Below are 19,182 nucleotides of genomic sequence, written 5' to 3'. Positions count from 1 at the left end.
CAGCTCTGTCGCTTCAATGAGGCCGGGGCCGAAGGCCCCGGATACGGCGACCCGAAGACAAAAAGGAGAAACTCCATGAAAGCTTCAATGAGGCCGGGGCCCGAAGGCCCCGGATACTCTGCCGGGCGCACGCCGCCTTGCGCGCCCACGCGGCGCTTCAATGAGGCCGGGGCCCGAAGGCCCCGGATACAGGGCGGGCGCAACTACGCTCATCCTGGTGCACCGCGCTTCAATGAGGCCGGGGCCCGAAGGCCCCGGATACCGCGCGGACGAAGACATATCGATATTGCCAGACGCGTGCTTCAATGAGGCCGGGGCCCGAAGGCCCCGGATACACAGACTCGCACGACCGGCAAGGAATTCTCGGTTTTCGCTTCAATGAGGCCGGGGCCCGAAGGCCCCGGATACGGGTTCCGGTGTATCGGGTACCACTGGTTAATCAGCCGGCTTCAATGAGGCCGGGGCCCGAAGGCCCCGGATACACGCGTCGGATGGCGACAGTTTGGGAGACTATTTTTCGCGCTTCAATGAGGCCGGGGCCCGAAGGCCCCGGATACGATGAATTCCTTTTCCGAGAGCATCCACCATCTCGAGCTTCAATGAGGCCGGGGCCCGAAGGCCCCGGATACAATGCGCAGAAATGCTACAAAAAATTTGTAGCAATCGGCTTCAATGAGGCCGGGGCCCGAAGGCCCCGGATACCCTCTCGAGAAAATCGAGGAAGAAATAACCTCATGGCAGCTTCAATGAGGCCGGGGCCCGAAGGCCCCGGATACGGCGCCAACGCATTCCTGGATAGATGAAAATGACCGAGCTTCAATGAGGCCGGGGCCCGAAGGCCCCGGATACGGATATTGGCGGCCGCGATCGGGTCGTTCGTCAACCCGCTTCAATGAGGCCGGGGCCCGAAGGCCCCGGATACGCGTCTGACGGCGATAGCCTAGGCGATTACTTCTCACTGCTTCAATGAGGCCGGGGCCCGAAGGCCCCGGATACCTTGTGGTGCCACCTTTCAATCTCCTCCTCAGCCTCTCGCTTCAATGAGGCCGGGGCCCGAAGGCCCCGGATACGGATCTGCTGGTGATCGCGCGACAAAAAGCAATCGTGGCTTCAATGAGGCCGGGGCCCGAAGGCCCCGGATACGCCAAGGCCGAGTATATCCGCGTGTCTCCCAAATGGCTTCAATGAGGCCGGTGCCCGAAGGCCCCGGATACGGCGCACGAGATGGTTCATCTGCGCCAGGCGAAGGAGGGGCTTCAATGAGGCCGGGGCCCGAAGGCCCCGGATACGGCGCACGAGATGGTTCATCTGCGCCAGGCGAAGGAGGGGCTTCAATGAGGCCGGGGCCCGAAGGCCCCGGATACGCAACGTACGACGCGACGGACGCCGCAACGCGCGACGGCTTCAATGAGGCCGGGGCCCGAAGGCCCCGGATACGTGTCCACCGATGTTTGGCAGCGCGGCAGTTTCGCGATGCTTCAATGAGGCCGGGGCCCGAAGGCCCCGGATACACTTCGCCAAAGCCTGTAATATAGATGGGTTGTTCCCGCTTCAATGAGGCCGGGGCCCGAAGGCCCCGGATACAGTGGCACCACGGCTCATTGCTTCTTCGAGTTTGCCACGCTTCAATGAGGCCGGGGCCCGAAGGCCCCGGATACAACATGCTAACACAAGAACTGCGCCGACGACAGATCGCTTCAATGAGGCCGGGGCCCGAAGGCCCCGGATACGGCTTCCTGGAGTGTGGCACCACGGCTCATAGCTTCATGCTTCAATGAGGCCGGGGCCCGAAGGCCCCGGATACTGCCAACAGCACCAAAGGCACCACCGATAAGGGACGGCTTCAATGAGGCCGGGGCCCGAAGGCCCCGGATACGCTTAACACTACCGCGTCGGTGGAGCTGCTCAAAACGCTTCAATGAGGCCGGGGCCCGAAGGCCCCGGATACACGCTGGCGATTTTCGGCGGTGAGGTTGCCACCAGTCAGCTTCAATGAGGCCGGGGCCCGAAGGCCCCGGATACGACGAATACACGAACAAGCCGATGGTGATGTTCTACAGCTTCAATGAGGCCGGGGCCCGAAGGCCCCGGATACATGTCCAAGGAAGACGTACGCAGGTCTTTCTTCAACCGCTTCAATGAGGCCGGGGCCCGAAGGCCCCGGATACACGTCCGAACTCAGCTTCTGCCGTCCCAGGATTATATGCTTCAATGAGGCCGGGGCCCGAAGGCCCCGGATACCCGCGCAGGCGATCCCTTCTGGGGCGCAGCGCCATCAGCTTCAATGAGGCCGGGGCCCGAAGGCCCCGGATACGCCCTGCCGCCGCTCGCGCCGCGATACGCCATCATCCGCTTCAATGAGGCCGGGGCCCGAAGGCCCCGGATACGTCGCCGCCCAGGGCGTGATGCAGGCCGGACATGGCGCTTCAATGAGGCCGGGGCCCGAAGGCCCCGGATACAGGCCCTCAGATGGGAGGAAGAACACCTATGAGAACGCTTCAATGAGGCCGGGGCCCGAAGGCCCCGGATACGGAGATTCCAGCAATGGACAAATCACCTGAAACTAGCGGCTTCAATGAGGCCGGGGCCCGAAGGCCCCGGATACGCATTCGACATCGAGAAGAAATGCCGCCCGGAAGGGGCTTCAATGAGGCCGGGGCCCGAAGGCCCCGGATACGCAGAACTCGTGCACGATGATTATTGCGACAAGCTGCTTCAATGAGGCCGGGGCCCGAAGGCCCCGGATACGCAGAAAGGGGATTGGAAGACTGCGCATCACTAAGAGCTTCAATGAGGCCGGGGCCCGAAGGCCCCGGATACACGGCAATCGGAATGCTGATGGACGTGATCCGGTCCCATTGCTTCAATGAGGCCGGGGCCCGAAGGCCCCGGATACTCGAAGAGAATAAACGGCAGGCCCAGATTGCTTCTGCGCTTCAATGAGGCCGGGGCCCGAAGGCCCCGGATACGCACTTCGCAGCAACGCAATGGGGCGGCCAGCATTCGCTTCAATGAGGCCGGGGCCCGAAGGCCCCGGATACGTTCTGCAACGGCATGCGAACAGCAGAGGCTACTACGCTTCAATGAGGCCGGGGCCCGAAGGCCCCGGATACGCACCTTACTGGCAATATCGTTGGCACCTCCGACCCGCTTCAATGAGGCCGGGGCCCGAAGGCCCCGGATACGCAGCGAGTCAGTGGAGCAAGTGCGCCAGCCGGAAAGCTTCAATGAGGCCGGGGCCCGAAGGCCCCGGATACCCGAAATATTAGCAGCGTCGCGCACGGCCTGAGCAGGCTTCAATGAGGCCGGGGCCCGAAGGCCCCGGATACAAGCGCGGTATCGACTACGACGAACAAATAGCGAGAGAGGCTTCAATGAGGCCGGGGCCCGAAGGCCCCGGATACACCATATCTGGTGACAAGGTAGTGGTAACCGATATCCTGCTTCAATGAGGCCGGGGCCCGAAGGCCCCGGATACCTGGCCGCTTCTCCTCATGCTCGCCATCGCAAGGATGCGCTTCAATGAGGCCGGGGCCCGAAGGCCCCGGATACTTGTTTGATTTCAGAGGCTTTAGCCTCAGAGAGACCGCTTCAATGAGGCCGGGGCCCGAAGGCCCCGGATACTCGATCCCATCTTGGCTGAGGCGAAGTCGCCGTTCTGGCTTCAATGAGGCCGGGGCCCGAAGGCCCCGGATACGAACTCGGGCGACTGGGCCCGGGGCATGCAGACGCTCGCTTCAATGAGGCCGGGGCCCGAAGGCCCCGGATACGGCGGCGATGGCGGCTACATGGCATCCACGCAGCGCTAGCTTCAATGAGGCCGGGGCCCGAAGGCCCCGGATACGATGCTGCCCGATCAGGCGACTTCAGCGGACTATACGCTTCAATGAGGCCGGGGCCCGAAGGCCCCGGATACACGCGAGTATTTGGCCCATGATCGCTATATCCCACTGCTGCTTCAATGAGGCCGGGGCCCGAAGGCCCCGGATACGGGTCATGAGAAAGTGTTTTTTACACTCTATGAGTGGCTTCAATGAGGCCGGGGCCCGAAGGCCCCGGATACGCCCCTATTACCATATTGACACAATAGACGAATTTAAAGCTTCAATGAGGCCGGGGCCCGAAGGCCCCGGATACTTTCCGATGCGCTGTGCAATCAATTTCACAAGTCCCGCTTCAATGAGGCCGGGGCCCGAAGGCCCCGGATACGACAAAGAAATGAGCAATACCGGCCATTACAATGCGGCGCTTCAATGAGGCCGGGGCCCGAAGGCCCCGGATACGTAACAGGCGTAACGGCCAGGCTTCGCCGGCCCAGAGCTTCAATGAGGCCGGGGCCCGAAGGCCCCGGATACGTCACGAATGACGACATCAGCGTGGTGGGTTTTCTGGCTTCAATGAGGCCGGGGCCCGAAGGCCCCGGATACAACTTCTACCCGACTATTCTTTCCCGCGTTCTTCGGGGCTTCAATGAGGCCGGGGCCCGAAGGCCCCGGATACGTTCAGAGTATAATCCATTGTCAGTAAAGACAAATTCCGCGCCTATGCGAGCACTTCGATATTCCCTTCGGGCAATCATTCGGACTACTCCCGATGTCATCTTCACTATATCAAAAAACCGAACGGTTTCAATGTTCTGGCGCGATTCGAGCACGACTGGGTTTGCGGACATCACCGAACCACTCGAATCGCACAGGCAAAGGTGGCCAAGGCAAAACCATGAGCCATGTTCCTCCGTTGTCTTGCGCTGAAATTCGGCGCTATCATATCACAACCGCCTGGCGTTCCATCTTCGAAAGGCTCTTTCCGATGCTCTCGACCGCCAGATGAATCTTGTCAGCAGAGCCGACATCGATGAGAAGTATGTGGTCCTCGCCATTCTTCACCAGTTCACGCAGCCGCGTTTCCAGTTCGGCGCGCCGGCGGCGTGTTAGGCGGCACTGGAAAACGGATAGCTGCAACCAGTCGCCATATCCATGCATTGCCTTGAACACACGCCGCCAGCGCCGCTGGTCGGAAATGTCATAGGTGACGATATAAAGCCGTTCTCTGCTCATGTGTGTTACCTCAGCGCGGCAAATAATGCGGATAGCCCGATAGTTCCTTGAGCAGGAACCGGGACAGCAGCCGGGCCTGAACCAACAGCAGGCGACGCATGCTGACCTGATAGCCAAAGACTGGATGGGTCGTTTCCTGTGAGAGGCGCCGTTCGAACGCCTGCACGAACCGGCGGCGCCCAGCCTGGGTTAGCGCGGTTCCCGTCGCGGCCGTGACGAAATCGTTGGGACTCATCTGACCGGTGTTGATGGCAGTGAGCACGACACTGTCGGCAATGATGGGGCGGAACGGTTCCATGAGATCGAGAGCCAGCGCCGGCCGACCATAGCGCGGCGCGTGATAAAACCCACGATAGGGATCAAGGCCCGCCGATGCGACCGCGATTGTCAGATGTCGCGTCAGCATGGCGTAGGCGAAGGACAGCATGGCGTTGACAGGATCGGCGGGAGGGCGGCGATTGCGCGCTGCAAAATTGAAAGAAACCGTACCGCCGCTGTCTTCCGGTACCTTGATCAGGTTGGCGAAGGCGCGGAAATAGACGGCAGCGGCATCGCCTTCCATGCCGAGCAATCCGGATAGCGCCTTTGCGCCGCCGGCGGATTTGCGAGCAGCGGCCAAACGGTCGAGAACAGCCTTCCGCTCCCCTGCTCGACCGCGCCAGTTGCGCCGCAGAATCGTTCTCTGGTTGATGATCTTGGCGGCGACAAGTTCGCGTGCAAACTGCAGGCATGACGCCTCATTGAAGCTCATGGCGTATTGCGCCGTGCGCACCTCGACATTGCGGTGCCCGATCCCTTGGGCAATGCCGCGAAACCATCCGCCATGACTGTGAAAGGTCACCGGAATTTCGCGCTCGAACAAGGCGGAAAGGGCCGGCGTCGTAATCGATACATTGCCGAACAGCGCAACATCGGAAATGTCGATGAAGCGAACCCGTGTTTCGCCCTCATCTTCATCGGTGATCTTCAGTGTTTCTCCATCCTTGCCGATACGCGCACGCTGGGCCTGCACCACGAGCGGCAGGGCATCGTCAACCGGCACGGCGATCGGTCGCGGCGCGAGCGACGATCCGGAAAGGGCGCGGATTTCGTCCGGTAGGCAGACGCTGACAAGGGCGCAGCGGGGACATTTGGGGCTGTCCTTCAGCGGCGGTGGAATACGCCCCTGGGAAACCGTCAGCCGCAGTTCGCTGATCGCCGTTTTCGTTGCCGTCCGCAACGCGTTGTCGAACACGACGCGCACGCGTTCGCGGCTTTCGGCATAGTAGATGGCGCCTTCCTCGACACGATAGCCGTGCTCTTCAAGCAGCAGGCCCTGAAGGCAGACCTGAATGCGTTCCGGTTCATAGGCGCCTTGCGCGATATGCGGCCGCTTGCCGCGCTTGTAGTCGACAGGCGTGACCATGCCGTCCTCTGCTTCCGCCACATCGAGTTTGGCGATCACGCCAAGCTTCTCCGACGAAAACGTCATCGAGCGGCTTACGATCTTCTCCTCAACGCCGACCTTGTTGTCTTCGATTTCTTCCGGCGCCGGCAACGGCGCATTGGGTTTGTCGACACGCTTGTGAACGCGCCGGCCCTCGACCGTGTCACCAGTTTCCACCCATTCGGCCTGTGTCCACATGAGATAGGCCAGACGTGGGCAGTAAACGAATTCATTCACCATCCTCGCCGGAATCAGCGGCGTTTCGCCATCAGCCGGCGGCGCAGGAAGATGGAGTTCATATTGCTTTTCGGCTGGCATCGTCGGGGCTGTACAAGGCGATAAACAGGCCTCCGCCCATGTGGCTGTCACGGCCGAGCATGACCGGTCCTTTGATTGCCACAGCGAAACGGAGGCGCAATAGGGCGCTTGGATTGCCGCCGTTCGGACCAACACTGAACTCAACCACTTCGACATCAGGTTCAGGCAATCCCCGGCGCCGACATTCCAGAACAATATCCTGACGGATGGAATCAGCGGGATCTTTTCCTCGGCTGGCGTGGCGGGTCGGGCGATAAGGCGTATGGCTTTCCCACTTTCGGGCCGGACCAAAAAGCGGATCGCCAGGCTTCAGGGTATAAGGGCACTGAAAATCAAGGACGCCGAGGCGGCCTGCACGTACTTGGTTGAGCGAAGAAACAACCTGATCAAACACGTCACGGTCACGCTTACGTGGATTGCCGCCCGGGTTATCGGAGCGCTCGCACGACCAGGGTGCTGCTACAAGAATACGGTCGATCCAGCCATTGCCGCGGCTGTCGTGACCGGCAAGAAAAACATGGTCGTGCCTGCCAGACTTCGCAGGCGTACCTTTTGGTTCATGCCCAGAGAATAGGAGGGGAATCTTACCATGATCATCTCGTGACAGACTCATCAGAGCGCGCCGAATTGCACGCAGGAAATCGCATCGATCAGCAATGGCAATATGTGCGTCTGGGTGGAGTGTGAAGACCAGCGCATCGCGCCGGAATTCCTTTATCGGCGACATAAGGCCGAGACCCAGATAACGCCCGTCGCCAATCACGATCGGGCCTTGCTGTGGCTCTACAAATGTGATCTCTACGTGCCATAGGCGGCTTGCGACAAAACGGGTTCCTGGCGCAAACGCTTCTGCACGATAACCCTTCGCCGTAAACGGTTCCCGCTGCACGCGGATCGATTCGACCTCTGCCGTAACACCTAAATGACGCAGGGCCTGATTGACCGAATCAATAGCGCGTATTTCCTCTGTCAGACGTCTGGCTCCGCCTTTCTTCGCGGAACGCCGCCGCGCCGACAACGGTAACGCCGCAGCAGTCACGGTTTGCCAGAGACGCTCTTCGTTTGAACCGTCAATTCCGTAATGTGCAAGCATCCGATTGTCATTGGCACGCAGCAATAGTGGCCGATCTTCACTGTACACTTGACCCGTTTCATAGTCGGTACCTAAAACAAGACCGGAAAACGTCCAGTCAATGTCGTCGGCAGGAATCGGACAATTCGGCGGAACTTCCACAAGCACACGACGAATCGCCCGATCAGCATCAGCGTGCCCGATGGACGGCAACGGTGTGATGCGGATCCTTGCGGCTTTGTCCGCTTCCCTTGCACTGCGGCCAACAAACACACGCTCGATTTCCGTCGCCATTTGCGGCAGCGCTTGTTTGAGGCGACCGGCGGCAGCGTCGCGGATGTCGCCGGCTAGTGCTGCCGTATCCGACGGTCTCTGAGGCAAGAAGGAACGGCCGGTGTCGTTGCGTATATCAAACATAAACCGCCGGGACGGGCTTTCATATGCGACCTGTTTGAAGCGGGGCTTTGGCGGTAGTTTAACGGCAGCCTTCATGCGTTTCCGCGGCGTCTTCGTTAGCCTACATGCGTAGTGGGTACCATTAAATCGTGCGCAAGACGCATTGTACTGATCGATCAGGCTTTTGAGCGATCCTTCTGTTGGACAGGCAAGCATCTTGCCCGAACCACTTTTGGACGGGCTGTAGACAGCACCTTCATGGCTCGCAAAGCGTTGTTCGATCTCTTCTTCATCGAGGATTTCCCCCCAAGCCCAAGCCATATCTATGCCTCTTCCAAACTGATACAGCCGTTCGGCAATATCACAGATACTTTCGGCATTAGCTGTGTCACGGTCCTGAAGAGTCCAAGCATAAAGAAAAGGGATTTGTGCATCGAAGAGCCATGGACGGATGCGTTTGGCTGTTCGGATGGAGGCCACAGCCTTGTCTATATCCCAGTTTTTCCTTGGCAGAGCGGCATCCAGATCGTTATTCGGCACATAGCTGGTAAAGCCGTTTGCGTGGCGGGCTGTTGGCGCGGCAATTCGAGGGACATCATCGAAAGCTTCAAACCAATCAAGTGCAATTTTGGTCTCGTCGGGTATCGTAATACCAACGGCGGAACCCGCGACCAGCGCTTGAAAAAGCCGCGCTGGCGATGGCGGCCAGTTCCCGACGCCATGGTAGCGCCCGTCATGAAAACGGATTGAAATTAGAAGGCTGTTGGTCATTGTCTCGACTAAAGCGCCTTCCCTCAGGTTACATCTTCTTTGGCGCGCTCCTCGTCGAATTCGACATGTAAGTCATTGCCAACGCCGAAATTGCTTGCCGCATATTCTGCATATTTCAGTGCACTATCTGCATCCAATGTGATGGGAGACCGTTCGCCATCGCGATTGACTAGAACCCATTGCAGCGGTTGGTCAGAGTCTGGTACGAGCAGACAGCCCTGCCGCAAGAAAGGATCCATGGAAGCGGAGGCAGCGACAAGGGAAAGCCCGAGAACGTAACGGCGCAATCCTTCTGTATTGCCGCCGCTTAACCGACGCAACGCAACCAGATTGACTGTCACATCGCGTTCGATGGGGCCATGCGCGATCACGCCGCCATGCGTTCCGGTTGCGGGGACATGAACGAAACCGCGTTCCGCCAGTTTACTGGTCGCCTTCCTTTCCGCTTTTTCCTTTTCTGTTTTAGAAAATACCCCCAATGCGGCATAATCTAACGCCGGATTGTATTGCGCCGAGCGCGTTAGCAAAGAGATGTTCCACGCCCGGACTACTGATTGCACGATGCGTGGAAGTTTGGCCTGCGTATCGCGCGAATCCCAGACGCCGAAGACCAGCGAGGTTGGCGCGAGCTTTGCGATAGTGCTTGCATCACCTGCAATGCGGAAATCATTGAACGCATCCTGTGCTTTCTGTTTCAGATCGCCATCTTCCGTCTTCTCCACCGAACGGATGATGGCGTCGCCAAGCCGGTGTCCGACGTCGAATATCAACCGTTTTTGTTGGTTGCCATATGCGATTTCGATCTGCGGCACGAGTCGCGAATATGGCTCGTCTTTGAAGATCGGCTCCATGCGGTTGGCCTGCGAGCCAACACTGTCGATCATGGCGATTTTTGTACCGTCTGATAATTCATCGATATTGTAGCCGATATCAGCATAGGTCGGCGGAAAGATGACGCCCCCCTTACCCTCGACGGGTAGGAGTATCTGCTTGAGGTGGAGTGCCACTGGACTCTTTGGGTCATTGGCCCAAGTGTTGATTAGGTCATGTGTCAAGATCAACGGTTCGGTCATGGCGTGGCCTCCTGTTGCGCAAAGAAGAACTTTTTATATTTCTTGTCTTCTCCGAGATGAGTTGTGAAATGTCGGCAGTACTTATGAGATAGAAATAAGTGAGCTGTACCCAGTGCTGCTCGGCACAACGACAGCGGCATAACGATCCTCCATGCGCTGTATTTCACTTGAGTAGAATGTTTAATGGGGCGCGCGTTCTCGAGGCCAATTGCCGCCAGGATCTCAACAAATGGCGAAAGTTGCAGCAAGACATCGTGGATATCCAGTGAGGTGCCTATCCTGAGTGCATCCCAAGCACCTCGGGCATCAAACCCAAATCGACCTCCCACCGGGTACACAACGGTAAATGGATCATAATGAATTGATTCCTTAGAAGCAGAATAAATAGAGCGGACTCCCATACTCTCTCTTTTCTTATTGTCTCCGGCGAGCATATTCCTTGCTAATGTCGCTCCTACTTGTTGGCCTGCAAACAATTTAAACGTAACTCGACTGTCTCCTTCCAGCCAATGCGAGATCGGAACGCAGTAATTGTCGTTCGCAACGCGGATGGGAAGTGTGTACAACTGTCCACCTGATTTAGCAGGTGCTGGAAACATAAGTTCTGAACGAGTACCGTCTGGCCATGGCCCCTCGATACCTTCCGGGGAAATGGCTACAACTTTTGCCTCTGCTAGAAATTCCAGCACTATCGCGAACGGGTTTTCCTCGCCGTTCGCCCGCATAACAAACCTCACATCCTTTTCATCGCTCCATTCAAATCCACCTTCAGCGTTGCCAAGTAAAATGTCGGCAGCCTCAAGAAACCCGAGGCAGGCGAAAACCTGCCCGGGATTAGTGAGATCCACAGGGATCGATGCTTCAGCCATTAGGCAACCTCCCTTCTCGGAGCGCCTCGCCTGCATCGTTCTCGCGCGATGCCTGTTGATCTGCCGCACGCAGCAGTGCCTCCCACCAGGCAAGACCCCACGGACCCCAGCGTCTTTGCAGCCGGGCGAAACGCAAAGCAACTTCACACGCGCGATCCTGCAGGGCAGAGGCTGGTGCGTCCTCGCAGCCCGTCGTCTGGATCAGTGGCCGGGCATGGCCGTGATGGGAGGCAACCAGATGCAGGACGAGGTCTCGAAGCTCTTCTTCAGGCAGACCTTGAAATTCCTCGTCATTTTCGACATAAGAAAGTGATCCGAATTCGTGACGGTATCCGCCTAGGATCGCACTGTTGAAAGGTCCTTTTGTCTTGGCGTAGACGCCGCTGGAAGGTGCATTAAAAGCCCGTTGCCAGCACGCAGCTCGCTTCCCCTCGTCATGTAGGCGCGCGGCGAGGGTGAGCGCTTTTCTATATGAACCTTCCAGCCCGAGTTCGTCGGCGATCCTGGACGCTACAGATGCTGCGCATTCTTGATGGTATTCCAGAAGCTGCGGATTGACCGATGCCGCGCGGCTCTCTTCTGTTCGCCATGTGGCGATGCGGAGACACTCGATGTCCTCACCTTCCTCGGATCGACGTGTCGCAAAGGACTGAATTTCGTGTCGCTCCTCGGGCAAAGGACCATGCGTGCCAGTCAGCCAAAAGCGGAATCCTACAAGAGGTCGACAGCCTATTTTATCCGGCGCCAGCAACCAGTCGCTGCCATCGTCTGCGGTTTGGACATCGCTCTCCGCCTCAGGATCGAGCAGGCCATCCCTGAGACCCTTTAGCCGCGCGTCGACCACAAGTGTTGCCCCGGCAAGCTCTTCATTATCCGCATCAAGATCGCACAACCGGTAGCGCTTATAAAATTTCCCGTCCGGCGCAAACGTGAAAGCCACGATATCGTTTTCCGCCAAGGCAGCGCGTTTTCCGTTTCCGCTCTGAGGTTCTCCATCAGTTATCCTGTCACCCGGTTTCGCTTCCACATTCACCGCCTTGCGCCGTTTTTTCAGCCAATCGAAGACTCGCCAGGTTTCCGTCTCTAGCCGCTCGCTCAGATGAGGTGGGGCAGCCTCGAAGAAAGCTTCGATCTCGCATTCAGCAACGTCACCCCCCTCCACCCGCACGGGCAGATGCGTCCGCCAGACAACAGTTGTCTGCGGTTCGTCATCCACCCAGCCGCGCAGCCATGGGGCGACTTCCGGTCGTCCCGTATGCTGTGCCAGGGATGTCATGGACCAGGCGTCAACCAATGCTCGGGTGAGCGCCGGTCGCAAAGGTTCGGGCGTTGTCGCCGCTTTGATTTTATCCGCCAGGTTTTGATTGCTTGCTGCGCGCTGCTTCAGACTTCGCAATGCACCCGGGCTGACGTCAATGCCCGTATCGTCTTCCGGGAGTTCGCCCAGAAGCTTTTTCGCTTTCCAGGCAATCGTTGCGCGTTGTTCATCGGGTGTGAGACCACCTGATTCTTCCGGTTCGGGTTCCGCAGTGTGAACAAGAACAATTTTTGCATCACCTTGACCGCGCCGGTTGACACGCCCTAGACGTTGCACCAAACGTTCCCATGACACGGCATCACAGGCCATGTGATCGGCATCGAGGTCGATGCCGACTTCACCGGCCGACGTAGCAACGAGAAAGGCAGGCCTTTCACGCTTGGGATCGCTACCAGCCAAGAAACCGAGTTGCGTTAGCTTTTTTTCCGCATCGGTCCGCTCCTTGATCCGCCGCGCGCCGACGAAAAGTTCGGTTTCAATGTGGATATTTTCTGCCTTAGCGTGTTTTTCAATCGCGCTCTCGACTTGCGCAGCCACCTCACGGCTGTTGCAATAAACCAAGCAGCGGATTGGTTCTGACCCCATGCCGGAAAGCGCCCACGCTTCTTCGGCTAGTTTCTCCGCCAGATCCCGCTTCTTTTTTGATTCGGAATCCGTGTCCGCGACCTCGATGAGGCTGAAGTTAAGACGTTTCTTTGCACCCAGCCGCTTGTTGATAATGGTGTGTTCGAGGTCTGTCTCTTCGATCTGAAAAATTCGTCTTTCACGATCTCTTCCCGTTGCCGATAGCGAAAGAAGCCTCATGCGCGGCACATGATTTTGACCCTCATCCGCCTTTGGAGCGAAATCCGTCACTCCGTTCTCGATCGCTTCGAGCAGTCCTTCGAAGGGCGGCACGAGATGCGCCTCGTCAAGAACGATCAGCGAATCCACGCCGAGAAATCCGGCGTGATAGGGGCGCATCTTCGGCGACACGCCATACCCGGAAAACAATAAGCGCGAGCCAATCATGTCGACGGTCCCGATAACGATGGCCGGTGCAGTGGGATTTTCCAACCATTCGCGATTGTCCACGTATCGGCCGCGCAGCGTACTGATGCGGAGCTTCCCGTCGCTTGCCTTATCTCTAATTTTCTCGGCTTCATTTGTCGCTTGATCGACTACCGCTCGGCGATCGACCACATAGACCAAACGTCTTGGCAGAGGAGCGCCAGCGCTCCACGCCAGATACCAGATCGCCATCACCGAGGTCTTGCCAAGGCCGGTTGGAAGATCCACGATCGCAGGTAAGTCATCTTGCTGGAAACGCTTAAACAACCGCTTTTGCCAGGGGAACGGTTCATGGCCCGTAAGCTTTATAAATTGAGCGCTGAAGGGATCGACCATGGTCATCTCTCAGCGCCACAAGCACAACGGCCATGCGCCATATCCTTTGGGCGCATTTGCAATCAAGAATAATGGACTGAACGTCAATTTGCTGTCCTGATTAGCGGCGTATGTGAAGCTTTCATGCTAGTTTGGCTTTCTTCGGATACCAAATTCAAGAACCGCTATTGGAAACGATTTGATACTCAGAATTGTCACCGATGCAGGGACCTCAATCGGCGCAAGATTATTGCAATTCACTAGCTATTCTCACGCGTCATTGATGATAAATAGGGAAATGACGACAAAGCGGTCCACTGTCAGAATTGGCAGTCGGCTCAGGTGTCGCGTTCTGTCGCCTACGAGTGCACCAAAGCAACTTGGACAGCGCTTTCATTTGGAACGAGTTGATACCTTATGGTGCGAAGGTGCGGAGAATTTTACGAATAACGCAATTGCGTGATCGACCCTGATCGTTTCAATTGATTGGCCTGCGTATTTGGCAACAATCCCTGGATAGTATGGGCTCATTGGCCGGATTATAGGCGACTGCGGTCTGCTCACCGAGACAGCATCGTGAACTGGACGTGCACGGTGTCATCGGCTCGATTGAGTTGCCGGACGGTGTCGGTGATCTTTGGCCGCTCCTGGGCGCCGGAACCTGGATCCATGCCGGCAAGAGCACGGTCTTCGGACTTGGGCAAATGCAAGCGATCCCCTTTAGCTGCCCCATCGCATGAAATTCGCTCCGCTATGACAGTTGCGCAGGCGTATATTCAGTCAGAAGCAGACAATCAACCTGACGGCGTTGGCCAACCTGTCTCACGAAATCCCCATCCCCCTCTGCCGCCCGATGGTCCATGAGACGGTCTCGCCGCGCATGACGCCGGAGACGTGCCTGCCGATATGGCGGTCGAGGACGGGGCGCCAGGGCACGAGGGTGAATTCGCGGGACTTCTCGACGAGGGCATATCTGCCGCTGGCGAGTTCGACGGAGCGTCGGAGCGTGCCTTCCACCGGGTCGCCCTTGCGGGTTTCGGCATAGGCAAGGCCCAGTTCATCGGACAGCTGTCCGGCGACGCGGGCGAGTTCGCGCCTGCGCAGCCTTGCCAGCATATCGGTGCGATAGATGGTGCGGTTTTCACCGGCCCCTTGCTCGCGTTCAGCGCGTTCGTCATTCGAAAGGTCTCGCCGGGACCTTTGGTCCGCTGACGCGGACCGCTCCTCACCCTCCCGCGCCAGCCCCTCGGCGATCAGCCATTGCCTTCGGCGGGCCTGCGCTTCGCGCACCTCGCGTCCGAAGCCCGAGTCGCGAATGGTTTGCGGATTGCCGGAGACGAGTTCACGGTCGAGCCAGGTGGCGCCGTCAGCGTCCACCAGCCGGTCGAGCGAGAGATGCGACAGTTTTTCGACGATGACCGGCGCGGTGCGGGCTCTTTGGCGTTCGTAGTCGACCGCCCGGTCGAGATGGTCCGGCTCGACGATCCAGGCGCCGTTGGGCTCGCGGGCAACGCCGCCGATGGCGCGGCGGATGGCCTCCAGACGCCGCACATGGGTCTCGGCGTAGTCCTCGGTGGCGCGCGGGTCGTGCCGCAGGTGCAGGTCGATGCTGTAGCGCCCGCTGTTGGCGGCGGCAATCTCGGCGACGGTGCGGTCCGCCTTGCGCGGCTCCGGGTTTTTCGGCGTCACGCGCACGATACTCCCGTCCGGCATCGGTTCGGTCGCCTCCCCCTTGCCGATATCGATATAGTGGCTGCGGCCATCTATCCCGTCGACGATCAGATAATGGCGGTCCTTGAGTTCGTCGGATAGCCCGCGTGCCACCACACGCCCGATGACCGGTTTCACGGTCGGGTCTCCCGGGTCGAGGACCACGTAATCGGCGGGACTGCGGGCAATGTTCTTCTCCCTCATCTCGCGCTGCATGGTCCTGATGATGTCGCCGCGCCCGCCCATGCGCCGCAGCGTATCCTCCAGCCCTTCTTCCAGCCGCCACCGGCCGGGGCGGATTTCTTCCGCGAGGCCAAGGCGTTCCAGTTTCTTCAGGCGCCCCATGCGCAGGCTTTGCCGGAAGGCGTCACGGCCGGTGGCGGTGACGAGGCCGTTTTCGTCCCTGTCGCGCGCAAGGCGGCGGTCGATGCTCGTCAGCCGTTCCTGCTCCATCTCGGCCCTGAGCCGGCTCTCGATTTCCCGATCCGAACGCGGCCCGAAATCCAGGCTGACGATCCCGGCGGCGCGCGCGCGCATGCCGGTGGTCATGTAGTCGCGGGCAATGATCAGATCCCTGCCTTTGTCGTCGCGGCCGCGCAGCAGGATATGGGTGTGGGGATGGCCGGTGTTGTGGTGATCGACCGCCACCCAGTCGAGGCGGGTAGCGAGGTCTTCCTCCATGCGCGCCATCAGGCGGCGGGTGAGCGGTTTGAGATCTTCGTATTGCGCGCCGTCCTCGGCCGAGACGATGAAGCGGAACTGGTGGCGGTCGCCTTGCGAGCGTTCCAGGAACGCCTTGCCGTCCGCCCGGTCCTCATTGGCGCCGTAGAGTTCGCCGCGCTCGCCGTCGTGTGTCACCCCGTCGCGCTGGATATAGCGCAGATGCGCCCGCGCGCTTTCCATGCCCCGGGCCCTGCCCCCGGCCATTCCACCTGCCCTGCCCTTCCCCTTGCCGGCGAGTTTGACGATGCGCGATTTGACCATGACCCGGCGCTGGCGCAAGGCGGCATGACGGTCGCGGCTGGCGAGCACGCGTCCCGTCCCGGCGCCGCGCCCGGTCCGCTTGCCGGTGAAACCCGGCTTGCGTGTGCCACTCGCGCCGCCACGCGCCAGGTTCGAGGCGGCCAGGACCCGGTGCAGGAACTTGCGCCCGCGCTTTGCGCCGCGCGCGCGGATCCTGCCGGGCTTCGGTTTGAAATCGTCGTCGTGCGACAAGGGCGTTACCTCACTGGTCCGGGGGTTGGCGCCAGGGAACATCAGGGATATCAGGGTGTTGCCGGTGGCCGGGCACCATGACGGGGCGTATGGCGCCATCCGCCGCCCCGAAAAAACGATGTGCAGACAAAGGCTTGCCGTTCGCGATGCCGGCGTATGGTGCCGGAGCTTTATCTTGCCTTACGCGGCATTTCTCATCCCTCCCGCGCCCTTCCACGCTCATCTGCGATCACCTGAACCTGCGGCGAAAGAACCCGATGGCAACGAAACTGCGCCACCGGGCGGAAGGGGGTTGAATGTCTCGCGGCAAAACAGGCTCCGGCGATGCATTTTCCGGCATCATCTTTCGCGCCGCCTTTGTGCATTCCGGCCTCGATTCCTGTCGGGTTCCGGCCTCGAAAGCGGCACGAAAAGATCGCCGTCCGGGGCGTGTCTTTCACCGTTTCCGGTGTCGCTTTGCGGTGCCGAAAGCGAAAAGAACAGCCGCGTATCGAAGGCGATCGGCGGCGGATTCCGTGCGCCCGGTGGGCCTGCTTTCGCTTTCATCGAAGTCGGTTCGCCCGCGCCTGCGAGCGTTTCTTCGATGCGCGCGACATAGGCGCGGGTCTCAGTGGGAAGCGGTTTTCCGGTCTTCAGATGCTTGCCGTAGCGGCCCGGGCCGGCATTGTAGGCGGCGAACAGGCCGGGATAGCCGAAGCGCTCATGCATGGCCCTGAGATAGGCGGTTCCGGCCAGAATGTTGGTGCGCGGATCGAAGGGATCGGCGCCAGGATCGTGCCGGCCGCGCAGTTCCTTCCATGTCCCCGGCATGAGCTGCATCAGGCCCATGGCGCCCCTGGGCGAGACGGCAAGCGGGTCGCCGTTGCTCTCCGCCATGATGACGGCGCGGATCCAGCTATCGGGGACCGTGAAGCGTTTCGACGCCTCAATGACATGCGTCCGGAACCGTTCGATACCGGCGGCATGGGCAGGGGCGATCATGGCGGCCGCCATGACGATCAGGCACGTTCTCATTCCTGCCGCCCCCCGCAAGGTTCGCGGCGTTCATCGCCGACAGCGTTGAATCCTTCCGGCTCTTTCCGCTCTTTCCGCTCTTTCCGCTCTCTCCGCTCTCTGGGGCCATCGCCCCTCACCCATAGCGGCGCGAGCCTGCCGACGATCCGTGCGCGCGTCACCGGCCCGAAATAGCGGCTGTCGAAGGAGTCCGGGGCCGCCGTCAGCAGGAAAACCTCATCCGCATCGAGCACCCGGCACGCATTCCAGCGCGGCATGGGACGGCCCGCGCTATCGGCGGCAAGCCGGCGGGCGGCGACGCGGCCGTTGATTATGATCGTGTCGTCAAAGGCGCAGGCATCGTCGCCTGCAACAGCCGCGATGCGCTTGATCAGCGGCACGCCAAAGGGCAGGTAACCGCGCCCGGCGGCAAGTCCCGCGATGGACATGGCGGGCTGGACGAGCGCCAGGTCGCCGCGGTCCGGCGCACCGGATGTGACGCGATAGAGACCAACCGGGGCGCTCGCCGAAGCGTTCCAGACCAGGAGGGGCGCCGGATTGCGCACATGGGCGATGGCGGAAAGACCGATCAGGCCGAGGCCGAGGATGCCGCAGACGAGGATAGCGCGGGGGTTCTTTCGTGCCCGCCGGCGTTGGCGGGAACGCGCAAGCGAAAGGGCGCTCATCGCGCTTCGCCCCTGTCCGAGGTGGAGGTCCGACGTTCCCCTTCCGACCAGGCGTCGAGATCGGCGATGTGATAGCGCACATAGCGGCCATGCTTGCGAAAGCGCGGCCCATGGCCGGTAAGGCGCATCTTCTCCAGGGTGCGATAGGACAGGCTGAGATAGTGCGCGGCCTGCCGGGTGGTCAGGAAAGGGCTGCCTTTCCTGGCCTCTATCGCCCGTGATGGATCGTCTTGCATATTCCGTGTCCTTTCGTCGGTTGATGGCGCGAATGAAGGACACGATGGCGGGCAAGGGCGCTTTGCGGGACGCTCGAATGACGGGGGCCGCGAAATTCGAGCCCCCTCTTTCGTTGTCATTTTCGCCGACGCGAAAACTGGCGGCGCGATCAGGCTTTCGCCGGGAAAACGAGACAAGGAAGGAGCGCTATGCCCCTTCCGTTTGCTCCATTGCGGCGAGTCGGAGCCGCAATCCGGCGATCTGTTTTCGTGCCTCGGTGCGCTCGCGCCCCGGCAGGCCCGCGCGCAATTCGATGTCCAGAAGTTCGATCGAGATGGCGATATCTTTGCGTGACATGGGTGGTAACCTCCTGTGATGATTGAGCTGTTCTGCCGGTCGCTTGACACGCCTTCCCCGGTCATCCGGCAAGCCGCGGGTCAAGGCCGCGTCAGCGCCGCGAAGCGGGGCGTGGGGGAGCCGAAATGCGAAGCATTTTGGGGGTACCGCGCAGCCTTGAGGCGCGCCCTGGCCGGATGGCATGCTGGAAAGGTCGAGACAAAAGGCCCGTTACCACGGGCATCGCCGTATCGGTTCCGGCGGCCCGGCAGGCGCGAAGCCACGAGGAAAGACCCCACCGGGCGAACCCGGCGGGGCTTTGAGAGGAACCGGATCAGCGCTCGCGCGGCTCCCACAGGGC

11 protein-coding genes and 1 CRISPR repeat array (1 of these 12 only partly in view) are annotated in these 19,182 nt (G+C 60.0%); all 11 genes read right to left on the bottom strand.

Annotated features, from left to right (window positions below; all coding sequences use genetic code 11):
- Positions 1-4,500: direct repeats of the CRISPR family, unit length 36 nt; unit sequence GCTTCAATGAGGCCGGGGCCCGAAGGCCCCGGATAC (it extends 62 nt beyond the left edge of the window).
- A 263-nt stretch (positions 4,501-4,763) separates the two neighbouring features.
- Positions 4,764-5,057, bottom strand: a complete 294-nt coding sequence (gene cas2, locus E4M07_RS27675) for a CRISPR-associated endonuclease Cas2 (RefSeq protein WP_136661655.1) — start codon at positions 5,055-5,057, stop codon at positions 4,764-4,766.
- A gap of 10 nt (positions 5,058-5,067) precedes the next feature.
- Positions 5,068-6,723, bottom strand: a complete 1,656-nt coding sequence (cas1, locus tag E4M07_RS27670) for a CRISPR-associated endonuclease Cas1 (RefSeq protein WP_246660643.1) — start codon at positions 6,721-6,723, stop codon at positions 5,068-5,070.
- A 55-nt stretch (positions 6,724-6,778) separates the two neighbouring features.
- The gene (gene csb2, locus E4M07_RS27665) at positions 6,779-9,040 is read right to left on the bottom strand and encodes a type I-U CRISPR-associated protein Csb2 (protein ID WP_136661653.1); all 2,262 of its coding nucleotides are present in this window, start codon (positions 9,038-9,040) and stop codon (positions 6,779-6,781) included.
- Positions 9,041-9,063: 23 nt separating this feature from the next.
- Complete coding sequence (gene cas7u / locus E4M07_RS27660) at positions 9,064-10,113, bottom strand: type I-U CRISPR-associated RAMP protein Csb1/Cas7u (protein WP_136661652.1); 1,050 nt, start codon at positions 10,111-10,113, stop codon at positions 9,064-9,066.
- On the bottom strand, positions 10,110-10,982 hold the full coding sequence (cas8c, locus tag E4M07_RS27655; RefSeq protein WP_169054441.1) for a type I-U CRISPR-associated protein Cas8c: 873 nt from the start codon (positions 10,980-10,982) through the stop codon (positions 10,110-10,112). The genes cas7u and cas8c overlap by 4 nt, the downstream gene beginning before the upstream one ends.
- Positions 10,975-13,686, bottom strand: coding sequence for a type I-U CRISPR-associated helicase/endonuclease Cas3 (cas3u, locus tag E4M07_RS27650; RefSeq protein WP_206057421.1), 2,712 nt, complete (start codon positions 13,684-13,686; stop codon positions 10,975-10,977). Before cas3u ends, cas8c begins: the two co-directional genes overlap by 8 nt.
- A gap of 801 nt (positions 13,687-14,487) precedes the next feature.
- On the bottom strand, positions 14,488-16,590 hold the full coding sequence (locus E4M07_RS27640) for a relaxase/mobilization nuclease and DUF3363 domain-containing protein (protein ID WP_246660642.1): 2,103 nt from the start codon (positions 16,588-16,590) through the stop codon (positions 14,488-14,490).
- 339 nt (positions 16,591-16,929) lie between these two features.
- Positions 16,930-17,604 carry a lytic transglycosylase domain-containing protein gene (locus E4M07_RS27635; RefSeq protein ID WP_136661649.1) on the bottom strand — a complete coding sequence of 225 codons (675 nt, stop codon included), beginning with the start codon at positions 17,602-17,604 and terminating at the stop codon, positions 16,930-16,932.
- Positions 17,601-18,269, bottom strand: coding sequence for a S26 family signal peptidase (locus tag E4M07_RS27630; protein WP_136661648.1), 669 nt, complete (start codon positions 18,267-18,269; stop codon positions 17,601-17,603). The genes E4M07_RS27635 and E4M07_RS27630 overlap by 4 nt, the downstream gene beginning before the upstream one ends.
- Positions 18,266-18,505, bottom strand: coding sequence for a helix-turn-helix domain-containing protein (locus E4M07_RS27625; protein ID WP_136661647.1), 240 nt, complete (start codon positions 18,503-18,505; stop codon positions 18,266-18,268). Before E4M07_RS27625 ends, E4M07_RS27630 begins: the two co-directional genes overlap by 4 nt.
- A 187-nt stretch (positions 18,506-18,692) precedes the next feature.
- The gene (locus tag E4M07_RS29240) at positions 18,693-18,842 is read right to left on the bottom strand and encodes a hypothetical protein (protein ID WP_169054439.1); all 150 of its coding nucleotides are present in this window, start codon (positions 18,840-18,842) and stop codon (positions 18,693-18,695) included.
- Positions 18,843-19,182: the final 340 nt, after the last annotated feature.

The sequence above is a fragment of the Nitratireductor sp. XY-223 genome, from assembly GCF_004959855.1.
Lineage (GTDB): Bacteria > Pseudomonadota > Alphaproteobacteria > Rhizobiales > Rhizobiaceae > Hoeflea_A.
The sequence above is the reverse complement of the archived record's forward strand: the minus strand, read 5'-3'. Positions and strand labels throughout refer to the sequence as shown.

Excerpts from the sequence above, each read along its gene's own strand:
- E4M07_RS27630 (WP_136661648.1), bottom strand. The coding sequence starts at position 18,269 with ATGAGCGCCCTTTCGCTTGCGCGTTCCCGCCAACGCCGGCGGGCACGA.
- cas1 (WP_246660643.1), bottom strand. The coding sequence starts at position 6,723 with ATGGTGAATGAATTCGTTTACTGCCCACGTCTGGCCTATCTCATGTGG.
- cas7u (WP_136661652.1), bottom strand. The coding sequence starts at position 10,113 with ATGACCGAACCGTTGATCTTGACACATGACCTAATCAACACTTGGGCC.
- E4M07_RS27635 (WP_136661649.1), bottom strand. The coding sequence starts at position 17,604 with ATGAGAACGTGCCTGATCGTCATGGCGGCCGCCATGATCGCCCCTGCC.
- csb2 (WP_136661653.1), bottom strand. The coding sequence starts at position 9,040 with ATGACCAACAGCCTTCTAATTTCAATCCGTTTTCATGACGGGCGCTAC.
- cas2 (WP_136661655.1), bottom strand. The coding sequence starts at position 5,057 with ATGAGCAGAGAACGGCTTTATATCGTCACCTATGACATTTCCGACCAG.
- cas8c (WP_169054441.1), bottom strand. The coding sequence starts at position 10,982 with ATGGCTGAAGCATCGATCCCTGTGGATCTCACTAATCCCGGGCAGGTT.
- cas3u (WP_206057421.1), bottom strand. The coding sequence starts at position 13,686 with ATGGTCGATCCCTTCAGCGCTCAATTTATAAAGCTTACGGGCCATGAA.
- E4M07_RS27625 (WP_136661647.1), bottom strand. The coding sequence starts at position 18,505 with ATGCAAGACGATCCATCACGGGCGATAGAGGCCAGGAAAGGCAGCCCT.
- E4M07_RS29240 (WP_169054439.1), bottom strand. The coding sequence starts at position 18,842 with ATGTCACGCAAAGATATCGCCATCTCGATCGAACTTCTGGACATCGAA.